General features: G+C 72.9%; 25 protein-coding genes. 4 read left to right on the forward strand and 21 right to left on the reverse strand.

Annotation, left to right across the window (positions count from 1 at the left end):
* The first annotated feature begins 87 nt into the window (after positions 1-87).
* Positions 88-819: an SGNH/GDSL hydrolase family protein gene (locus AB0B39_RS08050; protein WP_357573829.1), complete on the forward strand. Its 732-nt coding sequence runs from the start codon at positions 88-90 to the stop codon at positions 817-819.
* Here AB0B39_RS08050 and AB0B39_RS08055 read toward each other — a convergent pair.
* From AB0B39_RS08055 to AB0B39_RS08110, 12 genes are all read right to left on the reverse strand, one after another.
* On the reverse strand, positions 785-2,200 hold the full coding sequence (locus AB0B39_RS08055; protein ID WP_357573830.1) for a hypothetical protein: 1,416 nt from the start codon (positions 2,198-2,200) through the stop codon (positions 785-787). The two genes, AB0B39_RS08050 and AB0B39_RS08055, sit on opposite strands and share 35 nt — an antisense overlap.
* Positions 2,197-3,165, reverse strand: coding sequence for a transketolase C-terminal domain-containing protein (locus AB0B39_RS08060; RefSeq protein ID WP_357573831.1), 969 nt, complete (start codon positions 3,163-3,165; stop codon positions 2,197-2,199). The genes AB0B39_RS08055 and AB0B39_RS08060 overlap by 4 nt, the downstream gene beginning before the upstream one ends.
* A 28-nt stretch (positions 3,166-3,193) precedes the next feature.
* Positions 3,194-4,165, reverse strand: coding sequence for a thiamine pyrophosphate-dependent dehydrogenase E1 component subunit alpha (locus AB0B39_RS08065; protein ID WP_357573832.1), 972 nt, complete (start codon positions 4,163-4,165; stop codon positions 3,194-3,196).
* A complete protein-coding gene (locus AB0B39_RS08070; RefSeq protein ID WP_357573833.1) occupies positions 4,162-4,953 on the reverse strand; it encodes a DUF3050 domain-containing protein in 792 nt (263 codons plus the stop codon). Before AB0B39_RS08070 ends, AB0B39_RS08065 begins: the two co-directional genes overlap by 4 nt.
* A gap of 2 nt (positions 4,954-4,955) precedes the next feature.
* Positions 4,956-5,885, reverse strand: coding sequence for a phytanoyl-CoA dioxygenase family protein (locus tag AB0B39_RS08075; RefSeq protein WP_357573834.1), 930 nt, complete (start codon positions 5,883-5,885; stop codon positions 4,956-4,958).
* Complete coding sequence (gene hppD, locus AB0B39_RS08080) at positions 5,882-6,961, reverse strand: 4-hydroxyphenylpyruvate dioxygenase (RefSeq protein WP_357573835.1); 1,080 nt, start codon at positions 6,959-6,961, stop codon at positions 5,882-5,884. Before hppD ends, AB0B39_RS08075 begins: the two co-directional genes overlap by 4 nt.
* A gap of 70 nt (positions 6,962-7,031) precedes the next feature.
* The gene (locus AB0B39_RS08085; protein ID WP_357496952.1) at positions 7,032-8,270 is read right to left on the reverse strand and encodes a beta-ketoacyl-[acyl-carrier-protein] synthase family protein; all 1,239 of its coding nucleotides are present in this window, start codon (positions 8,268-8,270) and stop codon (positions 7,032-7,034) included.
* Between the two features lie 22 nt (positions 8,271-8,292).
* Entirely contained in the window at positions 8,293-9,909 is a 1,617-nt protein-coding gene (locus AB0B39_RS08090) for a class I adenylate-forming enzyme family protein (RefSeq protein WP_357496954.1), read from the reverse strand.
* Complete coding sequence (locus AB0B39_RS08095; RefSeq protein WP_357496956.1) at positions 9,906-10,400, reverse strand: beta-ketoacyl synthase chain length factor; 495 nt, start codon at positions 10,398-10,400, stop codon at positions 9,906-9,908. The genes AB0B39_RS08090 and AB0B39_RS08095 overlap by 4 nt, the downstream gene beginning before the upstream one ends.
* A 98-nt stretch (positions 10,401-10,498) precedes the next feature.
* Positions 10,499-11,611, reverse strand: coding sequence for a beta-ketoacyl synthase N-terminal-like domain-containing protein (locus tag AB0B39_RS08100; RefSeq protein WP_357496958.1), 1,113 nt, complete (start codon positions 11,609-11,611; stop codon positions 10,499-10,501).
* On the reverse strand, positions 11,604-11,849 hold the full coding sequence (locus AB0B39_RS08105) for an acyl carrier protein (RefSeq protein ID WP_357496960.1): 246 nt from the start codon (positions 11,847-11,849) through the stop codon (positions 11,604-11,606). Before AB0B39_RS08105 ends, AB0B39_RS08100 begins: the two co-directional genes overlap by 8 nt.
* Positions 11,849-12,115, reverse strand: coding sequence for an acyl carrier protein (locus AB0B39_RS08110; protein WP_354862635.1), 267 nt, complete (start codon positions 12,113-12,115; stop codon positions 11,849-11,851). Before AB0B39_RS08110 ends, AB0B39_RS08105 begins: the two co-directional genes overlap by 1 nt.
* Positions 12,116-12,130: 15 nt before the next feature.
* Here AB0B39_RS08110 and AB0B39_RS08115 point away from each other — a divergent pair, with 15 nt between their 5' ends.
* Positions 12,131-13,009, forward strand: coding sequence for a 4'-phosphopantetheinyl transferase superfamily protein (locus tag AB0B39_RS08115; RefSeq protein WP_357573836.1), 879 nt, complete (start codon positions 12,131-12,133; stop codon positions 13,007-13,009).
* Here the strand turns inward: AB0B39_RS08115 and AB0B39_RS08120 are convergent.
* Both AB0B39_RS08120 and AB0B39_RS08125 read right to left on the reverse strand, forming a co-directional pair.
* Positions 12,904-14,298: a class I adenylate-forming enzyme family protein gene (locus tag AB0B39_RS08120; RefSeq protein ID WP_357496964.1), complete on the reverse strand. Its 1,395-nt coding sequence runs from the start codon at positions 14,296-14,298 to the stop codon at positions 12,904-12,906. The two genes, AB0B39_RS08115 and AB0B39_RS08120, sit on opposite strands and share 106 nt — an antisense overlap.
* Before the next feature lie 353 nt (positions 14,299-14,651).
* Entirely contained in the window at positions 14,652-15,149 is a 498-nt protein-coding gene (locus AB0B39_RS08125; RefSeq protein WP_357496966.1) for a GNAT family N-acetyltransferase, read from the reverse strand.
* A 62-nt stretch (positions 15,150-15,211) separates the two neighbouring features.
* On the opposite strand from AB0B39_RS08125, the gene AB0B39_RS08130 reads away from it, so the two are divergent.
* Positions 15,212-15,814: a TetR/AcrR family transcriptional regulator gene (locus AB0B39_RS08130; RefSeq protein WP_234587085.1), complete on the forward strand. Its 603-nt coding sequence runs from the start codon at positions 15,212-15,214 to the stop codon at positions 15,812-15,814.
* Between the two features lie 32 nt (positions 15,815-15,846).
* Here the strand turns inward: AB0B39_RS08130 and AB0B39_RS08135 are convergent, their stop codons facing one another.
* Positions 15,847-16,674: a M55 family metallopeptidase gene (locus AB0B39_RS08135; protein ID WP_357573837.1), complete on the reverse strand. Its 828-nt coding sequence runs from the start codon at positions 16,672-16,674 to the stop codon at positions 15,847-15,849.
* Between the two features lie 164 nt (positions 16,675-16,838).
* Between AB0B39_RS08135 and AB0B39_RS08140 the strand changes: the two genes are divergently transcribed.
* Positions 16,839-17,489, forward strand: a complete 651-nt coding sequence (locus tag AB0B39_RS08140) for a class I SAM-dependent methyltransferase (protein ID WP_357573838.1) — start codon at positions 16,839-16,841, stop codon at positions 17,487-17,489.
* Positions 17,490-17,511: 22 nt separating this feature from the next.
* Here the strand turns inward: AB0B39_RS08140 and AB0B39_RS08145 are convergent, their stop codons facing one another.
* The 6 genes from AB0B39_RS08145 to AB0B39_RS08170 all read right to left on the reverse strand — a co-directional run bounded on the left by AB0B39_RS08145 (position 17,512) and on the right by AB0B39_RS08170 (position 23,213).
* Complete coding sequence (locus AB0B39_RS08145; RefSeq protein WP_234587077.1) at positions 17,512-17,850, reverse strand: antibiotic biosynthesis monooxygenase family protein; 339 nt, start codon at positions 17,848-17,850, stop codon at positions 17,512-17,514.
* Positions 17,847-19,097 (reverse strand): beta-ketoacyl synthase N-terminal-like domain-containing protein, encoded by a 1,251-nt coding sequence (locus AB0B39_RS08150; RefSeq protein ID WP_357573839.1) that lies wholly within the window; start codon positions 19,095-19,097, stop codon positions 17,847-17,849. Before AB0B39_RS08150 ends, AB0B39_RS08145 begins: the two co-directional genes overlap by 4 nt.
* Positions 19,094-20,365 carry a beta-ketoacyl-[acyl-carrier-protein] synthase family protein gene (locus AB0B39_RS08155; RefSeq protein WP_357573840.1) on the reverse strand — a complete coding sequence of 424 codons (1,272 nt, stop codon included), beginning with the start codon at positions 20,363-20,365 and terminating at the stop codon, positions 19,094-19,096. The genes AB0B39_RS08150 and AB0B39_RS08155 overlap by 4 nt, the downstream gene beginning before the upstream one ends.
* 235 nt (positions 20,366-20,600) lie before the next feature.
* Positions 20,601-21,005: a cupin domain-containing protein gene (locus tag AB0B39_RS08160; protein ID WP_357573841.1), complete on the reverse strand. Its 405-nt coding sequence runs from the start codon at positions 21,003-21,005 to the stop codon at positions 20,601-20,603.
* The gene (locus tag AB0B39_RS08165) at positions 20,998-21,774 is read right to left on the reverse strand and encodes an SRPBCC family protein (protein WP_357573842.1); all 777 of its coding nucleotides are present in this window, start codon (positions 21,772-21,774) and stop codon (positions 20,998-21,000) included. The genes AB0B39_RS08160 and AB0B39_RS08165 overlap by 8 nt, the downstream gene beginning before the upstream one ends.
* A complete protein-coding gene (locus tag AB0B39_RS08170) occupies positions 21,771-23,213 on the reverse strand; it encodes an acetyl-CoA carboxylase biotin carboxylase subunit (RefSeq protein WP_357496982.1) in 1,443 nt (480 codons plus the stop codon). The genes AB0B39_RS08165 and AB0B39_RS08170 overlap by 4 nt, the downstream gene beginning before the upstream one ends.
* Between the last annotated feature and the right edge of the window lie 2 nt (positions 23,214-23,215).

Below are 23,215 nucleotides of genomic sequence, written 5' to 3' on the forward strand. Positions count from 1 at the left end.
GGGGCAACGAACCTCGTCGTTCGTCGTCAGTTCCACCTGGCCGAGGTCAGCCTGGCCGAGGAGGCGCCTGTCGGTTAGCGTGCCGGCATGCCATCGACGCTCGACGAATCGACAGACCCGTACTGTCTCCGCCCCGGTGAGGCCACCGAGCTGCTGCGCGGGCACCCGTGGCGGCGGTTCGTGGCGATCGGCGACAGCGTCGTGGAGGGCATGTGCGAGCCGACGCCGGGATACCCGGACGTGCAGTGGGTGGACCGGGTCGCCGCCGAGCTGAGGGCCGTGCGCCCCGAGCTGGCGTACCGCAATCTGGGTCGGCGCGGGCTGCACGCGCACCAGGTGCGGGCCGCGCAGCTCGCCCCGGCGCTGGCCTTCGAGCCGGACCTGGCGCTGGTCGTCTGCGGCGGCAACGACGCCTTTCATCCCGCGTACGACGCGGACGCGGTGGACGCCGAGCTGACCGCGATGATCAGCGCGCTACGGGACGTCGGCGCGGACGTGATCACGGTGGGCATGTTCGACGTGTCGCACAGCCCGGCCGTGCCCGAGCACGTGCGGGCCGGCCTCGGGGAACGGATGCGCCGCCTCTCCGCGCACACGGCGCGGCTGGCCGACCGCCTGGGAACTGTCCACGTGCACCTCACGGACCACCCGCTGACGGCCGACCCGACCCTCTACAGCACCGACGGCCGCCACGGCAGCGCCCGCAGCGACGCGATAGCGACTGCCGAAACCCTGCGCGCGCTCCGACGACGCCTCCGCCCCACCGCGCCCGATGATCATGAAGTTATTGCCCTTCGGCGCGGCGTGTCGCGGCAATAACTTCATGATCAACCGAGGGTTGGGGGCCGGACAGGAGGACTCCGGTCAGGAGGACTCCGTGGGCCAGGTTGAGGATTCCGTCGCCGCCGGGGAAGCCGACCCTCGCCAGGCCGCCGGAGGCCTGGCGGCCGAACAGGTACGGGGCGAGGGAGTACGGAACGTCGGCCGTCACCGTCTCGCCGGTCTCGATCTGCACGAAGTCCATCGGCACCCGGTCGGCCGGCAGGTACTGCTGCAGGATGTTGCCGCCCCGGTCGACGGCCGCGCGCAGGCCCTCGGCCCACTCCGCCGGGCTCAGCTCGGGGCCGATCAGCACCCCGTGCCCGGCGGAGCCGTCCGCCGGCTTCGCCACCAGCTCGGCCTGCTCGGCGATCGCCCGGTCGAGCACCGCGACGGTCAACGGCACCGTGTACGGCACGTGCCGGCGGATCAGCGTCTGGTCGTCGGCGGGCAGGGCGTCCACGTCCTCCCACAGCCAGGCGAAGGTGGTCTTGTTGCCGAGCAGCCAGGCCGCCGCCGACACGAACATCGGCAGCGTGCCGGCGGCCAGCGCGCCGGCCACCGCGTCCAGGCCGGCGGTCGGGGTGACCCGGTTGGGCACGAAGAGGCGGAACAGCGCGTCGACCGGCGCACCGTCCACCACGAGCCGCTTGTCGTCCGCCAGGGTGGCGGTGGCCAGGGGCGCGATGACCAGGTCGATGCCGAAGTCGCGGGCCCGCACGGCGAGCGGGCTGAGGATGCGGATGAACGTCTCCGGGTCGTCCAGCCCCGGGTAGTCGGCGTCGAAGTCCATCAGCAGCGCCAACCGGGCGCCGGCGGGCAACCCCAGCTCCTCGCGGATCGCCACGAAACGCTGGTCCAGCAGCGACGGCGCGGCGCGTACCGGCAGGTCGTCGAGGATGCCGTGCTCGGCGTAGAGCTGCGCGAACCGCTGGATGACGGTGTCGGCGTCGAACCCTCCCCCGAGGCTGCTGTCGATGTTGTACTCGACGAACTTCGGCACGCCCTCGGTGAAGATCACATCCGGTCGGTAGGCGGCCAGCAGCGCCTCGGTCAGCGGCTCCGACTCGTCCAACAGCCGGGTCTCCCCCGCCGGGACGCCGAGCAGCCGGCGCAACTCGCCGGCGGTGTCCACCCGGCGCCGGCAGGTGTCCAGGATGAGGTGGGCCAGCCGGTCGCAGACCTCGTTCAGCTCCCGCCAGGCGTCGGCGGTCAGGATCGGGGGGCGGGCCAACCGCCACTCCTTGTTGTAGGTGGCCCGTCCGTGAAAGACGCGTTCCCAGGCGGCCGCGCCGCTGGCCACCATGGCCTGGCGGGCCGGCTCCGGAAGGTCGGTCCAGGCCCGGTCGGCCGGCGGCCACGAGTAGTTCGGGTCGATCATGATGAGTCCTTCATGGTCAGGTGGATGGCGGTGGCGAGCTGCGCCCGGGAGGGCTGCACGGCGCGGTCCAGGGCGGGGGCGAACGGCAGCACCGCCCCGTCCGGGCGGGTGACCCGGCGCGGCGGGGCGAGCAGTCGGACCCGCTCCACCACCGAGGCGATGATCTCGGCGGCGATGCCGCAGGAGCGGTTGGCGTCGTCGAGCACCACGAGACGCCCGGTGCGGGCCACCGACTCGGCCAACCCGTCGATGTCGAAGGGGTACAGGGTGCGCGGGTCGAACACCTCCACCGAGACCTGGTCGGCAAGCTCCGCGGCGACCGCGAGCGCGTCGTGCACGAGATGCCCGACCGCGACGACCGTGACGTCGTCGCCGAAGCGGTGGATGCGCCCCCGGCCCAGCGGCACCGGCTCCAGATCGGACACGTCGTCGCGGACGTCCATCGCGCCCGCCGGGGCGAACACCACCACCGGGTCGTCGTGCCGGATCGCGCTGACCAGCAGCCCGTACGCGTCGGCCGGGGTGGCCGGCACGACGGTGACCACGCCGACGTGGGCGAAGAGGCTGTACGGGTGGTCCGAGTGCTGCCCCGCCCAGCCGGTACGCGACCCGGAGCCGGGCACCAGGTAGGTGACGGGCACCGCGCACTGCCCGCCGGTCATCAACGGGAACTTGTGCGCGTGGTTGACGATCTGCTCGAAGACCAGGAACAGCAGCGACGGGATCTGGAACTCGATCACCGGCCGCAGCCCGGCCAGCGCCGCCCCGGTGGCGAAGCTGGTGAACGCCTGCTCCGACAGCGGTGTGTCGCGGACCCGGTCGACGCCGAACCGTTTGGCCAGCCCGGTGGTCACCAGCGACGCGCCGACCTGGATGTCCTCGCCGAGCAGGAACACCGCCTCGTCGCGGGCCAGCTCGTCGGCGAGGGCCCGGGTCAGGGCCCGGCGGTACGACAGTCGGGGCACCTCAGCCACCTCCGGTGCGCAGGGTCATTCAGCCACCTCCGGTGCGGGCGGTCATTCCGCTGGCGTACAGGTAGGTCAGCGCGTCGGCCGGGTCGGGTTCCGGGCTGTCCAGGGCGAAGCGCACCGCCGCGTCGACTGTCGCCTCCACCTCGGCGTCCACCGCGGCGCGGTCGGCGTCGGAGAGCCGTTCGCCCTGGATGTGCACCGGGTCCCGGGCCCGACCCCGGGTCACCTCGTCGGGCGGTCGGTAGTCGAGGCGTACCGCGTGTTCGAAGGTGTGGTGGGCGTCGAAGCGGTAGGTCCGGGCCTCGATCAGCTCGGGGCCGCCGCCGGCGCGCATCCGGTCGACGGCGGCGGCCGCGGCGTCGCGTACCGCCTCGGGGTCCTGGCCGTCGACCTCGACGGCCCGGATGCCGAAGGCGGCGGCCCGGCCGGCGATGCTGCCGGCCACCGCGCCGGCGACCGGCATGGTGGTGGCGTAGCCGTTGTTCTCGCAGACGAACAGCACCGGCACCCGCCACAGCGCGGCGAGGTTGAATGCCTCCAGCAGCATCCCCTCGTTGACCGCGCCGTCGCCGAAGAAGCTCACCCCGACGGTGTCGCGGCCCTGCCGTCGCCGGGCCCACACCGCGCCCGTGATGATCGCCCCGGACGCGCCGACGATGGCGTTCGCGCCGAGCACGCCGATGCTGACATCGGCGGCATGCATCGAGCCGCCCCGCCCGGCGTTCAGGCCGGTCAGCCGGCCGCACAGCTCGGCGAGCATCCGGGCCGGGTCGGCGCCGCGGGCCAGCACGTGCCCGTGCCCGCGGTGGGTGCCGGCGAGCACGTCGTCGGCCCCGAGCGCGGCGCAGACGCCGGCGGCGATCCCCTCCTGACCGAGGTACGGGTGGATGCCGCCGACGATCTGCCCGCCGTGGACCAGCTCCACCGCACGCTGTTCGAACCGGCGGATCAGCCGGACCGTGCGGTAGAGCCGGACCGGGTCGGCGTCGGTCACGCCGGCGCCTTGATCGCCGCGAGGATGTCGTCCCAGAGCCGGGCGCGGGCGGCCAGTGCGGTGTTGACCGTGTCGGCGCACTCCTGCCACTTGGTGTCGTCGTCGCCGCACAGGTCGGCGAGCATCTGCATGGCCATCGGGGTGTGCTGTTCGCCGTCGACCTCGATGTGCCGTTCCAGATAGTCGACGAACGTGTGCAGCCGGTTGCTGCGCTCGTTGACCGCGACGACCTGGGTGAACATGTCCGGGATGAGGTCCTCCCGGCCGAACGCGAAGGCCGCCGCCTGGCAGTGCACCGGGGTGGACTCGATGATGTGCCAGGTGGTCGCGGCGAACCGCGCGGACGCGGCCGGCGCCCCCGCCTCGGCGAGCGCGCCGGTCACCGGCCGGCCCGCGCGCAGCAGGTCGACGAGGCTGTTCACGGCTGTGGTGTCCGCGCCGGCCTCGGCCATGCCCCGCACGTACAGCTCGAAGTGGCTGATGTAGCCCTCGCCCAGCTCGTCGCTCTCCTCCACCATGACGATGTCGTTGATGAGGCGGCGGCTGCCGGTCGGGCCGGTCGGGATCCACGGGACGTTCACGCAGGTCAACTGCCGCTGCAACGACTTGAGCAGCGACATGAAGTCCCACACCGCGAAGACGTGGTGCTCCATGAAGGTGACCAGCGACTCGTGGGTGTCGAGGTTGGCGTAGAGCGGGTGCTTGACCACGGCGTCGCGCCGCTCGGTCACCGCCTGTTCGAGCCGCTCGATGCCCGGGTGCGTCCTACCCCAGTCGTACCGTGACATTGTCAGCCTCCCTGTTGGGCGCGGTGGCGCCAGATGACCGGGCAGTAGTCGGGGTCCGCGTAGTCCGGCCGCCCGTCGTGGGTGCGGCGGACCAGCACGTCGTGGTTGTACGCGGCGAGCGTGCCGTCGGAGAGCGGATACTCCCGCCAGGCGTTGTCGCCGTCCTGCAGGTGCAGCGAGATCGCCTGTCGGGGGCGACCGCTGACGTTGGGGCCGCTGCCGTGGTAGGTGCGGCAGTGGTGGAAACTCACGTGTCCCTTGGGGATCACCATCGGGATCTTGCGGATCTCCGCGCCGTTGTACGCGGCATTCTCGGCCAGCATCTCCTCCAGCTGGCTGCGGTCCCGGTCGGCGAAGTGCCGCACGACCGTGTCGTCGGCGCCGATCTCCTTCCAGCGGTGCGAGCCGTCGACCATGGTGATGGTGCCCATCTCCTGGCCGCAGTCGTGGAACGGGATGAACGCGGTGAGCATCTTCTCCGACGAGGACGACGCCCAGTAGTGCTTGTCGAAGTGCCACGGCACGATGTTGCTCGGCTCGCCGGAGATCGGCGGCTTGTAGATCAGCGTGGACTGGAAGACGCGGATCTCGTCGGCCTCGGCGAGCCGGGCGGCGACCGCGCCGATCAGCGGTTTGCGCAGGATCGCGCCCAGCCCGTCGTGCTCGTGGTGGACGTAGTCGTTGTGCCGCTGCACCGGCCCCTTCGACGGTTCCCAGTAGGCGAGCTTCGGTGGGCGCACCGGCAGCCGCCGGTCCCGTTCACCGTCGTAGTAGCGCTGCGCGGCGGCGGCGAGCGCGTCCACCTCGTCGTCGGTGAACAGCTTCTTCGACAGGTACCAGCCGTGCTCGGCGTAGTGCCGCACGTCGTCGTCGGACGGCAGCAGCGCCTGCTCGGCCGTGGTCAACGTCGACTCGTAACCGGTCGCGGTCATGCGCCCACCGCCGCGGCCGCGGCCAGTTCCCGCTCCTTGGCCTCGTACAGCGCCTTGATGTTGCCACTGCCGAAGCCGCTCGCGCCGCGCCGCTCGATCAGCTCCAGGAACAGCGTGCGGCGCACGTGCATCGACTCGGCGAAGATCTGCAACAGCTGCCCGCCGTGATCGGAGTCGACGAGCACCCCCAGCTCGCGCAGTCGTTCCAGCGGTGCGTCCACCCGGCCGACCCGGGCCTCCAGGGCTTCGTAGTAGCTGGCGGGGGTGCCGGCGAAGCGCACCCCGCGCCGGCCCAGCGACTCCACGGCAGCCACGATGTCGTCGGTACGCAGCCCCAGGTGCTGCACTCCCCCACCGGCGTGCTGGTCGAGGAACGCGTCGATCTGCCCCGGCCGGCGGGTCCGGTCCGGCTCCAGCAGCACCACTGTGACCTGCCCGGACGGGCTCTGCACCACCTTGGAGTTCATCCCCTGCCCGTCGACCTCGATGTGCTCCTCGAAGATCTGCGCGAACTCGAACAGCCCCTCGAAGTGCCGGACCGTCTCGTCCAGCTGGCCGGGTGGCACGCAGACCGCCAGGTGGTCGACCTCGGCCAGGACCGGCTTGCCCTCGTCCGCGGTGAACGGCGTCGGTGTGATCACGCCGGGCAGGAAGTCGGCGCGGCTCCCCCGGCGCTGCACCAGGCGGTGCCGCACGTCGGCGAAGCCGTCCACCTCGGCGGTCACCACCTCGGCGTCCGCGCCGGTCAGCGTGGTCGGTGGCGTCACGCCTGTCGCGCCCCGGCCGACCAGCTCGGCGTACGCCTGCTCGACGTCGCCGACCTCGACCGCGACGACAGCGATGCCGTCGCCGTGGCGCTGCACGTACCGGGCCGCCGGATGCTCGGCGCTCAGGCCGGAGGTGAGCAGCAGGCGGATGTCGCCGTGGCAGAGCAGCAGTGAGCGCTGCCCGGCCAGGCCGGTCTCCGGGCCACCCTGGCCGCAGATCTGGAAACCGACTGCGGTGCTGAAGTAGAAGGCCGCCTGTCGGGCGTCACCTACGTAGAGTTCGATGTGGTCGATCCCACGGATGTCCATGTTCAGTGCCCTTCCCCATGCTTCCCCCGTGTTGCCGTCCGGACGCCCCCCGTCCGGGATGCCGCGTCGCTCACCTCCTCGGCTCGGCGACCCGCGCGAGCAGCAGGCTCACGTTCTGGCCGCCGAACCCGAACGAGTTGGTCAGCGCGTACTCCGGGTCGGCCTTGCGGGGCGTGCCACGGATGTGGTCCGCCGGGCAGGCCGGGTCCGGGTCGTCGAGGTGGTACGTCGGTGGCAGCAGCCCTCGACCGAGCGCCACCGCGGTCACCGCCGCCTCCAGCACCCCGGAGGCGCCGAGCAGGTGGCCGGTGAGCGCCTTGGTGGAGCTGACCGGCACACCGCAGTCGCCGAAGACGTCCCCGAGCGCGGTGGTCTCGGCGATGTCCCCGAGCTTCGTGCCGGTGCCGTGCGCGTTGACGTAGCCGACCGCGGCCGCCGGCACGCCAGAGCTGCGCAGCGCGCCACGGATGCACGCGGCGGCGCCGGCGCCGTCGGGGCGCGGGGCCGTCGGGTGGTACGCGTCGGTGGTCGCGCCGTAGCCGGCCACCTCGGCGTACCCGGTGGCACCGCGTGCGGCGGCGTGCTCGGCACGTTCGACCACCAGCAGCGCCGCGCCCTCGGCCAGCACGAACCCGGAGCGGGACGTGTCGAACGGCCGGCTCGCCCGGGACGGGTCGTCCCCGGCGCGGGCCAGCGCCCGCGCGTTGCCGAAGGTGTCGGCGAAGGTGGGAAACAGCGGCGCCTCGCTGGCCCCGCAGAGCACCACGTCGGCCTCCCCCGCCCGGATCAACCGGACCGCGTCGGCGACCGCCTGCGCGCCGGACGCGCAGGCCGTGCCGACCGACGAGCTGTAGCCCCGGATGCCGTGCGCGATGGCGATCCGCGCCGCCGGCATGTTCGGCAGGATGCCGGTGAGCAGGTACGGGCTGACCGCCGCGCGACCCCGCGCGGCCCGGGCGAGCACCTGGGTCTCCAGGGTCGCCATCCCGCCGACCCCGCCGACGATCACGCCGATCCGGGACTCGTCGACGTCGCGGCCCACCTCGATGCCGGCGTCGGCGAGCGCGTCGGCGGCGGCGAGCAGAGCGAGCACCACGATCCGGTCCAGCACACGGCTCTCCGGCCCGGACACGACGCTGCGCGGGTCGATGTCCGGCAGCAGGCCGGCGACGTCCAGCGACTCGCGCGCCGGATGACCGGCGGGCGGCCGGGTCAGCCCGGAACGGCCGGTGGTCAGCGCGTCGAAGGTCTCCTCGACGCCCCGCCCGACCGGGGTGAACAGGCCCATCCCGGTGATCAGCGCGCTCACGCCGCCACCCCGGATCGCCCGCTCACGACGACGCCTCGGTCAGGTAGCGCTCGCGCAGGGCCACCTTGCGGACCTTGCCGGTGACGGTGACCGGGATGTCGTCCGAGCGCACCGGCACCACCCGGCGCAGCGTGGCGCCGACGTCCGCGCCGAGCGCCGCGCGGACCCGTTCGGTGCGGTCCTGCGCCTCGTCGGCGCCGGCTGCCAACTCCAGCAGCACGTCGGTGACCACACCCCCGGCCCCGGCGACGATCACCACGGTGCAGTCGGTGACGTCCGGGCAGCTGGCGAGGATCTTCTCCTCGGACAGGGCGGTGAAGAACCGCCGGCCGTCTCCGGCGTCGACCGAGTCGACCGCCCGGTCCAGGTGGTAGTAGCGGCCGTCGGCGTCGGCCCGGACCAGGTCGCCGGTGAGGTACCAGCCGCGCTGGCGGAACCGGTGGGTGGTGACCGAGTCGTTCCAGTAGCCCCGGAACAGTGACGGCGAGTCCACGCCCAGGAAACCCACCTCGCCGACCGGCACCGGCTCGCCGTCGGCGTCGAGCACCGCGACCCGGGCGAACTCGTAGGGCCGGCCGATGCAGCGGCCGTACCTGTCGGTGTCGGCGCGGTGGGTGATGTGGAACATGGAGTGCCCCATCTCGCTGGAGCCCAGCCCGTCGATGAAGACCGAGCCGGGCACCCGGGCCACGCCGTCGCGGGTGACGGTGTCCCGCCAGCCGGTCGCGACCAGCCGGCGGATGTGCGGCTCGTGCGAGCAGTCGCCGGTGTTGAACCACAGCCGCACCGAGTCCAGGTCGTAGCCGGACAGGTCGAAGCGGGCCAGCTCGGCCCAGGTGACCGAGAAACCGAACACCCCGTCGGGGCGCCAGCGTTGGATGGCGTCGAGCACCCGCTCGCCGCCCTGCTCGGACAGCAGGAACATCTCCGCGCGGTTGCCCAGCGCCTGGTTGACCATCAGCACGGTGGCGGTGTGCGGTGCGGGCAGCGCGTTGAGGATCCGGCGGGTGCCCTGCGCCTGCGGCATGGTGAGCAGGTGCCGGGTGGCGGCGAAGAGGCTCGCGTGCGAGTGCAGCACCGCCTTGGGCACCCCGGTCGTCCCGGAGGTGTGGGTGATCACGATCGGGTCGTCGCTGTGGTGCCGGTAGTGCGCCGGTGCGGCAGCCGGGTCGCCCGTGCCGGCCCGCGCGGGCGTGCCCAGCAGCGGTACGCCCAGGTCGTGCCCGGCCAGCAGCGCGGTGTGCGCGTCGTCGGCGAGCACACCGACGCCGCGCAGGCGGCGGATGTACTCGGCGGCGATCTCGGGACGGAGCTTGCCGTTCATCAGCGCCGGAATCGCACCGAGCCGGGCCAGCGCCAGGAAGCTCAGCACCATGTCGGCGGCAGCGGTGGCCCAGACGGCGACCGGGTCGCGGGGGCGTACCCCGCGCTCGTGCAGCCAGGCGGCGCGGGCGGTGACCCGCTCGTCGAGCTGGCCGAGCGTGAGCGGTTCGTCCGCCGGGTGCCCGTCGACGGCGGTGTCGAAGGTCAGGCCGGGCCCGTCCGGGTCGGCGCCGTGCGCCAGCACCCGGGCCAGCATGTTGCCCGCGCCCAGCTCGGTGTCGGCGGCCAGTGCGCCGCGCAGTCCCCGTGTCCTCATGGTCGTGCTCCTTCACCCAGCAGCACCGCGACCGCCTCGGTGGACGTGTCGGGCGCCTGTTCGATCAGGACCAGCAACACCTCGTCGGCGTCGCCGTCGTCGCGCAGCAGGGTCGCCTCGGCGGTGCCGTCGGCGTACGGGTCACCGGTCGGGCTGAGGCAGACCACCGGGCCGCGCAGCCCCCAGCGAGCCGCGATGTGCCCGGCGACGCTGTTGGGCACGGACTGGTAGAAGAACAACGGGCCGACCCGCCCGCCGGCCTCGACAGTGGCCCGCACGTGCTCGGCGCTGGCCCGGTCGCCGCTGGCGGTGACCAGCACGATCGCCGTCCGCGTCCCGGCCGGCACCGGTCCCGTGCCGTACCGTCGCCGCAGACACCGCTCGGCGACGGCCACCACGACCGGTGCGAACCCGGAGAACACGAACCCCGGCACGCCCGGCACGTCCCCGTCGCCGGCCTCGGGCCAGCAGGCCCGCGCCAGCTCCCGCATCCCCGCCTGGCGCGCTCGTGCGGTTTCGGTGGTCGTTTCGCGGGCGTCAGCGGATTCGTCGGGACAGAAGGTGCCGGACCGCGGGGAGGTCGGGGTGGTCACGGGGCGCCGACCAGAAGTGCCGTGTTGGCGCCACCGAAGGCGGCGTTGAGGGTCAGGGCGTGCGTCGCCGTCGTCCTCCGGGGACGATCCGTGATGACATCCAGCGGGCACGCCTCGTCCGGGCCCCGCCAGCCGGCGTTGACCGGCAGTTCACCGTGGCGCAGCGCCAGCGCGGTGACCACCAGTTCGAGCAGCCCGGACGCCTCCAACGCGTGCCCGTGCAGGGCCTTGGTGGAGCTGACCGGCACCTGAGCGGCGTACCCGTCGAGGGCCTGGCGCAGCGCCGCCGCCTCCGCGGCGTCGCTCTGCGCGGTGCCGGTGGCGTTGGCGTTGACGTAGCCGACGGCCTGCGGTGACAGCCCGGCCCGACGCAGCGCGGCGCGGACCGCGTGCGCCAGCCCGGTGCCGGACGGGTCCGGCTGGCAGGGGTGGAACGCGTCCCCGGCCCGCCCCCAACCGACCACTGTGGCCACCGGTCCACCGTCCCGTCGACGGGCCGCCGCGCGGGACTCGAGCACCACCGCGGCCACCCCGTCGCCGAGCAGCAACCCCCGTCGGCCGGCGCTGAACGGGCGTACCGCACCGTCGTCGGCGAGAGCCCTGCCGGCGTCGAAGAGCGCGAACTGGTCCGGTTCGACGAGGTAGCCGGCGGCCACCACCGCCCGGTCCAGGTCGCCCCGGGCGATCAGGGCGGCGGCGTCGGCCACCGCCGTGCTCGCCGACACGCAGGCGCTGGTGTAGACGCGGGTCGGCCCGGACAGTCCGGTGCGCAGCGCGAGCTGGCCGGCGAGCGCGGCCGGGGCGGGCCCCGCGCCCGGCGCCGGGCCCCCGTGCACGGCGAGCAGCAACGCGCACCCCGCCCGCCGTACGTCGGTCAGGACGGCCGCCGCGCAGGCCGCGTCGATCGCGGCGGCCAGTTCGTCGGCGAGGGTGCCGACGTCGGGCAGGGTGGCGGCCACGGCGACCCGGCGGCCTGTGGTGTCGAAGCGGCGTACCGGGCCGAACGCCGGCGCACCGGCCAGGACGCCGGCGAGCTGCGCGTCGGCGCCGCGACCGAGGGCGCTGACCGCGTACACACCGGTGAGCTGGGCGACGGGTGGCTCAGCCATCTGCGGTAGCGGTCAGCGACGCCCGGAAGACCGCCAGGGCGTCGTCGACGGTACGGATGCCGGCCAGGTCGTCGTCGGTGAGGTCGAGCCGACGCTCGTAGCGCTGCTCGATGAGGTGCACGAGCCAGGCGAGTTCCATCGAGCCGATCCGGTCGGGGACCTCGGCGGCGGGTTTCGCGGTGAGTTCGGCGAGCATGGTCAGCAGGTCAGCTCGCCCCAGGTCGGGCTGACCGGGCATCAGGCGTTGTCGCTCGTCGCCTCGGCGACACGGTCGGCGACCATCGTGGTGAACTCGCCTACCGTCATGAGGGCCAACTTCTCCGACTCGTCGTCGGCGAACGTCACGCCGTAGCGGTCCTCGACGCGGACGGACAGGTCGGCCAGTGCCAGCGATTCCAGGTCGACGCCGGACGGGCCGAGCGTGGTGTCGTCGTCGAGCCCCTCGACGTCGTAGTTCATGTCGGCGAGCTGCTCGACGACGAAGGCGCGGACCTCGGCTCTCATGGATACCCTCTCTGCGTGGACCAACTGACGGTGTCCGATCGGGACACCGCGTACGTGTGGGTCGGTCGGGACACCGGCGGTCGGCCGGGTCCCGCCGTGCGGTTGCTGCGGCAGGCGGGCGCGGCGTTGCTCGGCCGCGCCGAGGCGGAGGTGGTGCTGGCACACGGCCCCGCCGGCAACCCGGTCGTACGTATCGCCGGGCCGGAGTCCGTCGAGCTGCCGGTCAGCGTCAGCCGCGCCGGTCGGGTCGTGGTGGTCGCCGCCCGTGCGGCCGGCCCGGTCGGCGTGGACGTGGAGCAGGTCCGTGCGCTGCCCGCGCTCGCGCTGGCCCGCCGCTGGTTCCCGCCGGCCGAGCTGGCCTGGCTGGCCGATCGACCCGAGGCCGGCCGGGCGGCCGAGTTCCTGCGGCTGTGGACCGCCAAGGAGGCTGTCGGCAAGGCGCTCGGTGTCGGGCTGCGCGGCGGCGGACTGCTCCGGGAGATGCCTCCGCCCGGCCTGCCGCTGCGTCAGGTGCCCGGCGGCGAGCCCGTGCGGGTCGGTCATCCGGAGCTGGGCGGCGGTCTCGTGCTGGCCGTCGCGGTACGCGCCGAGGCGGGCGTCGAGGTCGCCGTCGAGGTGGTGCAGCGGGCCGGTCCCGCCGTCGACGTGGCGCAGGGGCCCGGTCCCGACGTCGACGTGGCGCAGGGGCCCGGTCCCGACGTCGAGGCCGACGTGGCGCAGTGGCCCGGTCCCGACGTCGAGGTGGTGCAGGGGGCCGGTCCCGACGTCGAGGTGGTGCAGGGGGCCGGTCACGGTGTCGCCGCCGACCGCAGCGCGCCGGTCGAGCGGACCAGCTTGCCGGTGGTGGTGCGGGGCAACGCGTCGAGCAGGCGCAGCACCCGGGGTCGCTTGTAGCCGGCCAACCGCTCGGCGAGGAGCTTGTCGAGCATCTCCTCCGACAGCGGGCCGTCGGGCTGGACGTACGCGGTGATGCCGTCGTCCCACACCACCACGGCGGCGGCCACGCCGGGCAGCTCGGCGACGGTGGCCTCCACCTCGGTGAGGTCGACCTTCATCCCGCCCACCGAGACCTGCGAGTCGAGCCGGCCGCGCACGGTGACCAGCCCGGAGTCGGCGTCGACGGTGCCGGCGTCGCGGGTGTGCAGCCAGCCGTCGGCCCAGCGGGTCGGGTCGCTGAGCCCGACGTACGGCGACGCCGGGCAGGACACCCACAGCTCGCCCTCGGACTCGCGGACCTCGATGCCGGGCGCCGGGGCGATCGACGGCCGGTGTGCTCCGTGCAGGTCGGTGCCGATCACCCCGACCTCGGTCATCCCGTACATGTTGCCCAGCGGCACCCCGTACCGGTCGGTGAACGCCTGTGCGACAGCGGCCGGCACCAGTTCGCCACCGGTGGTCATCCGCCGCAGCTGTGGCAGGGGGCCGGACGGCCGGGTGGAGGCGAGCAGACCGATGTGGAACGGCACACCCAGCACGGTGGCCGGTGTCGGGTCGGCGGCGATCGCGGCCAGCACGGCGTCGCCGCTGAGTCGCTGCGGTGGCACCAGTTCGACTCCGGCGTGCAGGCCGTAGAGCAGTCCGCCGACGAGCCCGAGCACGTGCACCATGGAGGGCAGCAGGATGATGCGTTCGCCGGGCAGCGGTACGCCGTCGATGCGGGTGTAGCGGCCCACCTCGGCGACCAGGTCGGCTGCGGTACGGCCGATCACCTTGGACGGGCCGGTGGAGCCGGAGCTGAGCTGGATCACGGCGTGCCCGCTGACCGCCGGACGGTCGGCGTGGCGGGTGACGCTCTCGGTGACGTCGACGAAGACCTTCAGCGCGCCGCCGGCCGTGCGCAGCGGCGCGATCACCACCTGCGGGGTGAGTCGGGTCAGCGCCCGATCCACCTCATGGTCGGTCAGCCGGTGGTCGAGCAGGATCGCCTGTGCGCCAGCGCGCCAGGTGGCCAGCAGGTTCACCACGTACGCCAGTGACGGTGGCAGTCGTAGCGCGGCGGCGCCACCGGGGCGCAGGCCGGCAGCGATCAGGCGGTCCTGCGCGGCGGTCACCAGCCGGTGCAGGGTGACCCGGTCGATCGGTTCCGGCAGGCGGAGACAAACGTCGGTCGGATGGCCGGAGAACAGGATGTCGTCCACCCATCCAGGGTCTTCAGCCGTAAGGTTTCCTGTCGATTGATCCATCGCCCTCGCCGTTCAACCCGCAGCACAAAGTAGGGCATAGCAACCGTTTGTGAACAACTTTCTAGGTGCTGACGGAACCCTACGACAGCCGCGCGGAGCATCGCTAGATGCAAATGGCTAGATCAAACAGAGCGCCCGGACCGATTGCCACATACCGGTGCCCACCGTCACGCGGGCCGCCATCCCGGCCTACCGCGCATGATCGACTCGGGTTCCGTGAAGGCGGGGTGTCCGGGCAAGCGGGACACCCCGGCTTCCGGGAACCCGAGTCGATCATGCGCCTCGCGCCGGTACGGCAGCCGCCGTTGGGGATCCACGTCAGGGCCGGTGGACGCAGGGCGGCCACCGCGTGATCAGAGCCGCGCTGTGGGCTGCGGCCGGGGTGCTCCGTCGGGTAGGACGCGTTCGTAGCAGACCGAGTCGTCGGAGCCCACGTACGCGCCGAACAGCGGGATCTCGCGGTAGCCCTCGCGCTCATAGAAACGGATCGCGTCCGGTTGGGCGGTCCCGGTCTCCAGCCGGACGGTCGTCCAACCACGCTCCCGTGCGGCCTCCTCCAGCCTGCGGAGCAGGTCGGTCGCCACCCCCGAGCCGCGGCTCTCCGGTACCACGTACATCCGCTTCACCTCGACCGTGACCGGGTCGAGGCGGCGCAGCGCGGCGCAGCCGAGTGGTTGGCCGGTGGCGTCGTCGACCGCGACCAGGAACAGGTCGATGTTCTCGGCCGTCGGCGGCGTGCCGGGCTCATGCTCGTCGGTACCGTAGCGGAGGTCGAGTTCGGCTTTCTGCGCCACACGCAACGCCTCGCCCACCGGGTCGGTCCACGGCCGCTGCGTGATGATCCAGGCCATGCCGCTCCTCACCGAGACTCGGTAACAAGCGTTACGGTAACATTCGTTACGACGATGGAGGGGTGAGAGCCGTGTCACCGCCGCCCGCCGACCGAGCGGCCCAGGGCGAGGCGCTGTCGCGCGCGGTCTGGGACGTGCTCGCGCAGCAGGGCCTGGAAAAGCTGACTGTGCGCGCGGTCGCCGCGGCGGCCGGCTGCACGACGGGCCTGGTCATGCACCGCTTCCCGAACCGTCGAGCGCTGCTGCTGCACGCCCGGCAACTGCTGCACGACACCACCCGGCAACGGGTCGAGGCACTCGAGGCCGCGGCCACCTCGCCGCGGGAAGCATTGCGCGCGGTGCTCCGCCAGTGCATGGCGACTGATCCGGAGACGATCACCTGGAGCGTCGTCTGGGTGGGCTTCCTGGCCGCGGCGGTGGCGGACGCCGAACTGACCGACATGCACCGCCGCAACAACCGAGCCTGGCGGCAACGGGTCGAACGACTGGTCGCCGCGGCCGCCCCGGACTGGCCGGTCGACCAGGTCGGCGCGGTCGCCCTGGGGCTGATCGCGATGACCGAGGGCGTCGCGGCTCTCGCCGCCGCGGATCCCGCTGCGTACCCGGCGGATCAGCAGGAACGCATGCTCGACGCCGCCCTGTCGGCCTACGGCCTGAGCTGCTGAGGGGCAGCAGGAACCGGACGGTGGCTGGCGTACTAGTCCGGTCTGATGCTGGCGAGCTGGACGAGCAGTTGAATGAGCCGGTAGACCTCGGCGACGTCAGCGGCGTGGAAGGCGACAGTCCGGCCGCCGCGGACGCGGGTCACACCCGGCACCAGCACCGCGAGGTCGACCATGTACGGGCCGTACAGGTCGACCTCGACGTCCAACGGCCCGGCCATCGTCCACGGGGGAATCGAGGCGCGTCGGGAGATGGCGCCGGCGGCAGCGCGGCGCAGCCGCTCGCGTGCCTCCTGCGGATGGAGGGCCACTGCGGCGGCCTGGCCCAGGGTCTGCTTGACGGCGACGGTGACCGCCGAGGGCACCAGCTCACCGAATTCCGCGCAGGCGGTGTCGTCTCCGCTGAGCAGGACGACCGGAGCGTCCAGGTGCCCAGCCATGGCGGTGTTGAGACCGATCTCGCCCAGCGTCCGCCCCGCCACGCGTACGTCGAGGATCGCGTCGCTCATCGTGTGCGCCAGTACGGCAGGCCCGGCGCCGGCCCGGGCGTGATACCCGATCAACATGACGGCATCCGTGTGCTCGTCCAGCCCCGCCAGCATGCCCAGCGGGCGGGGTTTGCCGCGCACGAGATGAGCACGTCGATCGAGGTCCTCCGGCAGAAGGTTCCGAAACGGTCCGTGCGCGTCGGCGACCCACACCACGGCGTCGGGTGCGGCATCGAGAACGCCGGCGATCACCGCGTTCGCCTCGGCCGTCATCAGGGCACGGCCGCGCTCGTAGTCGTACCGATCCGGATTCGTCTCGGTGGGATGCACGATCCCCGAGATGCCTTCCATGTCGACAGAGATCAGGACCTTCATGACCCCAGGACCCTACGCACCTCCAGCACCTGCGGCGACCCGGACGTACCGGCGCGGACGTGTCCTCTCCAAGGGTTGTCGCCGCGATGTTCGCCGATCGAACCGGTGGTGTGCAGAGGGTGATATGCGAGCGTGCCCCGATGCCGTGGGTACACTCGCCGCGCATGAACGGTTCGGCAAATCAGATCGCGTACTGGGACAGCGTCGGCACGACCAAGACGTTCACTCATCCGGTCAATCTCACGTGGCTGTCAGGGCTACGGCCGTCCGCGCGGATCTTGGACTTTGGCTGCGGCTACGGCCGGGTCATGGGCGAGTTGGCCGAACACGGCTTCCGCGACGTGTCCGGCGTGGACCCGTCCCCCGCCCTGATCGAGCGGGGCCGTCAGGTGTGGCCCGATCTGCGGTTCGCCGTCCTGGAGTCGTCGCCGGCGCTCGCGTACCCCGCGGCGAGCTTCGATGCCGTCGTGCTGTTCGCGGTACTCACCTGCGTCCCCGACGATGACGCTCAGCGGGCACTGATCGCCGAGCTGAGCCGTGTCCTGGTGCCCGGCGGACTGCTCTACGTCAGCGATCGGCTCCTTCAGGACGACGACGCGCGAAACCGTCAGCGCTACCGCGCACACGCCCAGCGTTTCGGGGCGCCGTACGGGGTCTTCACCACGGACGACGGTGCCGTGTGCCGGCATCACGAGATAACGCACCTGCGTGGTCTGCTCGCCGACTTCGACCTGGCCGAGGAGGACCGGATCGAGGTCGCCACGATGAACGGCCACCGGTCGCAGGCGGTGCAGGTGTTGGGCCGGCGGCGGTGACGGTCACCGCCGCCGGGCGGTTCTAGCGGACCGTGACCTCATCGCGGGCCCGCTCCGGGGTCTGGGCGTGGATGTGGAACCGCAGTGAACGGGCGTCGGTGAAGCACTCCCGCATCGGGCGTACCAGGTCCCGGTGCTCTTCGGTGCGCTCCCAGTTCTCGAAGTCGGCCAGGCTCGCCCACTCGCTGGTGATCAGCCACTGCTCCGGGTCGGTCGACGAGCGGCAGACCTGGTCGACCAGATGCCCCGGTACGCCGTCCGCGACCAGATGCCGGACCTGCTCGTACGCGGCGAGGAACTCCTCGGTGCGGGGCGTCGGCACCCGGACCAGAAAGACCACTCGGGCCCGCTGCTCGCTCATGGCGTCTCTCCCGTCGTCGGCGCGGCCCCCCGCAGGACCAGCGCGCTGTTGAATCCGTCGAAGCCCCGCGCGCAGACCAGCGCGAGCCGACTGCGCGGCCGGCGGTGCTCGCGCAGGAAGTCCAGCTCGCACCCGTCGGCCACCTCGTCCGGGCCGGCGGACGCGGGCAGCGTGTCGTGCGCGAACGCGAGCAGCGCGGTCGCCACGTCCAGCGCCGAGCCGCCCTGGTGTGCCCGCCCGGTCAACGGTTTCTGGGTGGTGACCGGGGGCGGCCGGTCGGCGAACACGACGCGCAGCGCCTGGGCCTCGCTGCGGTCGTAGCGGGGCACACCGAGAGCGTCCGGCAGCACCACGTCGATCCCGGCCGCCGCGACACCCGCCCGGTCCAGGGCCAGCCGCATCGCGCGGGCGTACTGGGTCGGGTCGCCGGCGCTGTCGGCAGTGGTGTGCGCGGCGTCGTGGGTCGAGCCCCAGCCGCTCACCTCGCCGTAGATCCGGGCGCCCCGCGACAGCGCGTGCCCCAGCTCCTCCACCACGAACACCGCGCCGCCCTCGGCCGGCAGGTAGCCGCTGGCCGCCGCGTCGAACGGCCGGTACGCCAGCTCCGGGTCGGCGACGTCGCTGAGCAGCCCGGAGCGCAGTTGGCAGGCCAGCGCGTACGGACTCAGTGGACACTCGGTCGCCCCGGCGATCACCACGGGCGTGCCCCGGCGTACCGCGCGGGCGGCGTGCGCGAGGCTGTCCAGCCCGCCGGCCGTCTCGGCGACCAGCACCCCGCTCGGCCCCTTGAACTGGTGGTGGATGGAGAGCTGCCCGACGCTTGCGGCGTAGAACCAGGCAATCGACTGGTACGCCCCGACGGTGCGCGACGTGCCGCCCCACAGCCGTTGCAGCTCCCGCTGGCCGAACAGGTTGCCCCCGGACGAGCTGGCCAGGGACACCGCGTAGCCGTACGGGTCGGGTGCCCGCTCGGGCAGGCCGGCGTCGGTCAGCGCCAGCCGGGTGGCGGCGAAGCCGAGGTGCGTCCACCTGTCGGTCTGCACCAGTTGTCGGCTGTCGGCGTAGGAGCCGGCCGTGAAGTCGGGGACCTCGCCGCCGAAGCGGGTCGGGTAGCTGGCCGGGTCGAACAGGGTGATCGGCCCGGTGCGCCGGGTGCCGGCCAGCACGGTACGCCAGTGCGCGTCCACGCCGACGCCGCTCGGTGCGACCACCCCGATGCCGGTGACGACCGCCCGGGCGGTGCTCACGCCGCCACCGGGGGGAGCCGACGGAACACCATCGCCGACTGGAAACCGCCGAACCCGCTGCCTACCGACAGGGCCACGTTGACGGGAACCTCCCGCGCCTCGTTGGGTACGTAGTCCAGGTCGCACTCCGGGTCGCGGGTGCTCCAGTTGGCCGTGGGCGGCACGACGCCGAACTCGATCGCGAGGGCGCAGGCGGCCATCTCGATCGACCCGATCGCGCCGAGCGAGTGCCCCACCATCGACTTGATCGAGCTGATCGGCACCCGGTACGCGGCCTGGCCCAACGCCCGCTTGAACGCGGCCGTCTCGTGCCTGTCGTTCTGCCGCGTCCCCGAGCCGTGGGCGCTGATGTAGGAGACCTGCTCCGGGATGATCCGGCCCTGCCGCAACGCGTCGGTGACGGCGAGGCCCATCTCCAGCCCGTCCGGGCGCAGCCCGGTCATGTGGTAGCCGTTGCTGCGGCTCGCGTAGCCGGCGACCTCGCAGTAGACGTGCGCGCCGCGCCGGCGGGCGTACCCGGCCTCCTCCAGCACCAGCACCGCCGCGCCCTCGGCCAGCACGAACCCGTGCCGGTCCGCGTCGAAGGGACGGGAGGCGTGTGCGGGGTCGTCGTTGTCGGGGCTGGTCGCCTTGATCGCGTCGAACGAGGCGACGGTCACCGGCGAGATCGGCGAGTCCGCCGCGCCCGCCAGCACGATGTCCGCCTCGCCGTCCACGATCAGCTGGTGGGCGTAGCCGATGGCGTCGATGCCCGACGTGCAGCCGGTCGAGACCACCTGCGCCGGACCGTGCAGCCCGTGCCGGCAGGCCACGTCGGCGGCCAGGCTGCTGGGCACCAGCGCCTGGTACAGGTATGGGCCGCCGAGCGCCGCGTCGACCAGCCAACGCCGGCCGTGCTCGCTGACCCGCACGTACTCCTGTTCCAGAGCCATCGTGCCGCCCACTGCGGTGCCGAGCACCACACCGGCGCGGTCCCGCTCGGCGTCGCTGAGCACCAGGCCGGCGTCGGCGATCGCCTCGGTGGAACAGGCGAGCGCGAACTGCACGTACCGGTCGGCGCGGCTGCGTTCGGCGTCGGTGAGCCCCGCGGCGATCGGGTTGAAGTCGCACTCGGCGGCGATCTGGGAGCGGAACGGCGACGGGTCGAAGAAGCTGATCCGCCGGGTGGCCGTACGTCCCTCGGTGATGGTCTTCCAGAAGCGGTCCCGGCTCGCGCCGCCGGGAGCGACCACCCCGATGCCGGTCACCACCGTGCGACGCCCGGTCATCGCGGCACCTCTGTTCGCGACTGCGGGGCTCGCAAACCCGGCCCACTCCGCGCGCTCACGACGCCACCTCCAGATCGCGACTGCGGGGCTCGCAAACCCGGCTCACTCCTCGCGCTCACGACGCCACCTCCAGATCGCGACTGCGGGGCTCGCAAACCCGGCCCACTCCGCGCGCTCACGACGCCACCTTCAGATCGCGACTGCGGGGCTCGCAAACCCGGCTCACTCCTCGCGCTCACGACCCGCCCCGTTGCTCGACCAGCTCGGTGTCGACGTGTCCCAGCTCCGGCCGCGGGGCCAGCGGGCCCAGGTGGAAGACCACCTCGGCCGGCTCGGATCCGGTGTTGCGCAGCCGGTGTCGCACGTTGACCGGCACGAACAGCGCCTCCCCCGCGGCGACCTCGGTGGGCTGGTCGTCCAGGTCGACAGTGATCGCGCCACGCGCCACGTACAGGAACTCCTCGCTGTACGGGTGGTAGTGCTCGGCGATCCGCTCCCCCGGCGCGAGGGTGGCCACCCCGAGGAAGCCGGAGGTGCTGCCGACGGTGCGGGGTCCGAGCAGCACCCGCAGTTCGCCGCCGCGCCGCCGGTCGGCAGGTACGTCCGCCGCGGCGATCGGCCGGGTGCCCAGGTCACTCATCGCGGGCCCCCGTCGGCTCGTCGCCGGCAACCGTGCTGTCCTGCGCGGTCGCCGCGCGGCTCTGCTCCTCGCGCTGGCGGGCGATCCGTTCCACCCGGTCCTTGATCACCGCGAGTTGGATGACGCTGTTGGTGTTGATCCGCTCGGTCATCCCGGCGTTGTCGACAGGCGCGGTGGGCTTCATGGCGAAGTCCTGCGTCCAGGTCATCCGGGTGCCGTCGGCCTCCTCGGTGTAGCGCCAGTGGATCCGCATGTACTCGAACGGCCCGGTCTCCACCCGGTGCGCCCGCACCTGCCGGCTGACCGGGTCGGCGGTGCGTTCGCTGACCCAGCTCCACGACACCCCGTTCTCGTCGGGGTACATGGTGAGCCGGAACCGCACGGTGTGCCCGTCGCGGTGCAGGATCTCCACCACTGCGTACTCGGTGAACAGCTCGGTCCAGTTCGCCACGTCGTTGGTGACGTCCCACACCAGCGGGAGCGGCGCGTCGATGACCACGGAGTTCTCGGTGTGCCCGGGCGGGTCGGTGCGCCGGGCGACCAGGTCGGCCACCGCCGGGATGCTCAGCTGCCCGGCCTGCTCGGGGATGCTCACCTGCCACCGGTCGGCGACGACCGCTGAAAGTTCCAGCAGCGCGAGCGAGTCCATGCCCAGTTCCTCAAGTGACGCGGCGGGCGCCCGCGCGGCGGCGTCGGCGTCCAGCCCGCAGTGCGCCACCAGGATGTCGGTGATCTCGGCGGTCATCGGGCGACCATGGGTGACGGTCATCGGGTCCTCCGGTTGGGTACGTCGGGCTCCGCGGCGGGCGCGGCGCGGGGTGTGGGGGTGGCCGTCGACCGCTGCGCGGGCACCGGCGGCGGCGTGGTGAGCAGTCGGTCGACCAGGCCGGTGGTGTAGCGGCCCTTGCGGAACGCGGCGTCGTCGAGCACCCGCCGGACGAACCCGATGGTGGTGTGCACGCCCGGCCCGGCGATGTCGAACTCCTCCAGGGCACGCTCCAGCCGATTGAGCGCCAGCTCCCGGTCGGGCGCCCAGACGATCACCTTGGCCAGCAGCGAGTCGTACCAGGGGCCGACCAGGTAGCCGGCGCTGGCGTGGGTGTCCACGCGGGTGAACGGCCCTCCGGGCGGGGTGAACCGTTCCAGGCGGCCGGGCGTGGGCGCGAAGTCACGCTCGGGGTCCTCGGTGTTGACGCGGCACTCCACGGCGACGCCGTGCAGCCGGATCTCCTCCTGCCGCCACCGCAGCGGCACGCCGGCGGCGATGTGCAGTTGCTCGTGCACCAGGTCGATCCCGGTGACCATCTCGGTGACGGGATGTTCCACCTGGATCCGACAGTTGATCTCCAGGAAGTGGAAGCGTTCCTCGGCGTCCACCAGGAACTCCAGCGTGCCCGCGCCGACGAAGCCGACCTCCAGGGCGCCCCGCAGCGCGGTCTCGGCGATGGTGTCGAGCACGGCGGCGGACAGCGCGGGAGCGGGCGCCTCCTCGACGAGTTTCTGGTGCCGGCGCTGCACCGAGCAGTCGCGGGTGCCCAGGTGCACGCCGTTGCCGTGGGAGTCGCAGAGCACCTGCACCTCGACGTGCCGGGCCTCGGTGAGGTACCGCTCGACGTACACCCGGTCGTCGCCGAAGGCGGCCTGCGCGGCGGCCCGTGTCCGCGCGTACGCCCGGGCGAGCTCGGCCGGGTGGCGCACCACTGTCATCCCCCGGCCCCCGCCACCGGCGGCGGCCTTCACGATGACCGGGTAGCCGACGGCCTCGGCGACCTCGGCCGCCGCGGCGGCGGTCGCCACCGGCGCGACGCTGCCCGCCGGCAGCGGCAGCCCGGCCCGGCTCATGAGGGCCCGGGCCGAGGACTTGTCGGCCAGCGCCGCCATCACCGCCGGCGGCGGGCCGATGAACGTCAGGCCGTTGTCCGCGCAGATCTCGGCGAAGTCGGCGTCCTCGGACAGGAAGCCGTACCCGGGGTGCACGGCCTGCGCGCCCACCTGCCGGGCCGCCTCCATGATCGCTGCGGCGTTGAGGTAGCTGCGCCGGCTCGACGCCGGTCCGATGCGCACGGCCTGGTCGGCGAGGCGTACGGCCGCCGAGTCGGCGTCGGCGGCGGAGTAGACCACCGCCGTGCGCACGCCCAGCTCCCGACACGCCCGCAGCACCCGCAGCGCGATCTCGCCACGGTTGGCGATCAGCACGGTCTCGAACATCG

It is taken from the genome of Micromonospora sp. NPDC049114, from assembly GCF_040648635.1.
Classification (GTDB): domain Bacteria; phylum Actinomycetota; class Actinomycetes; order Mycobacteriales; family Micromonosporaceae; genus Micromonospora.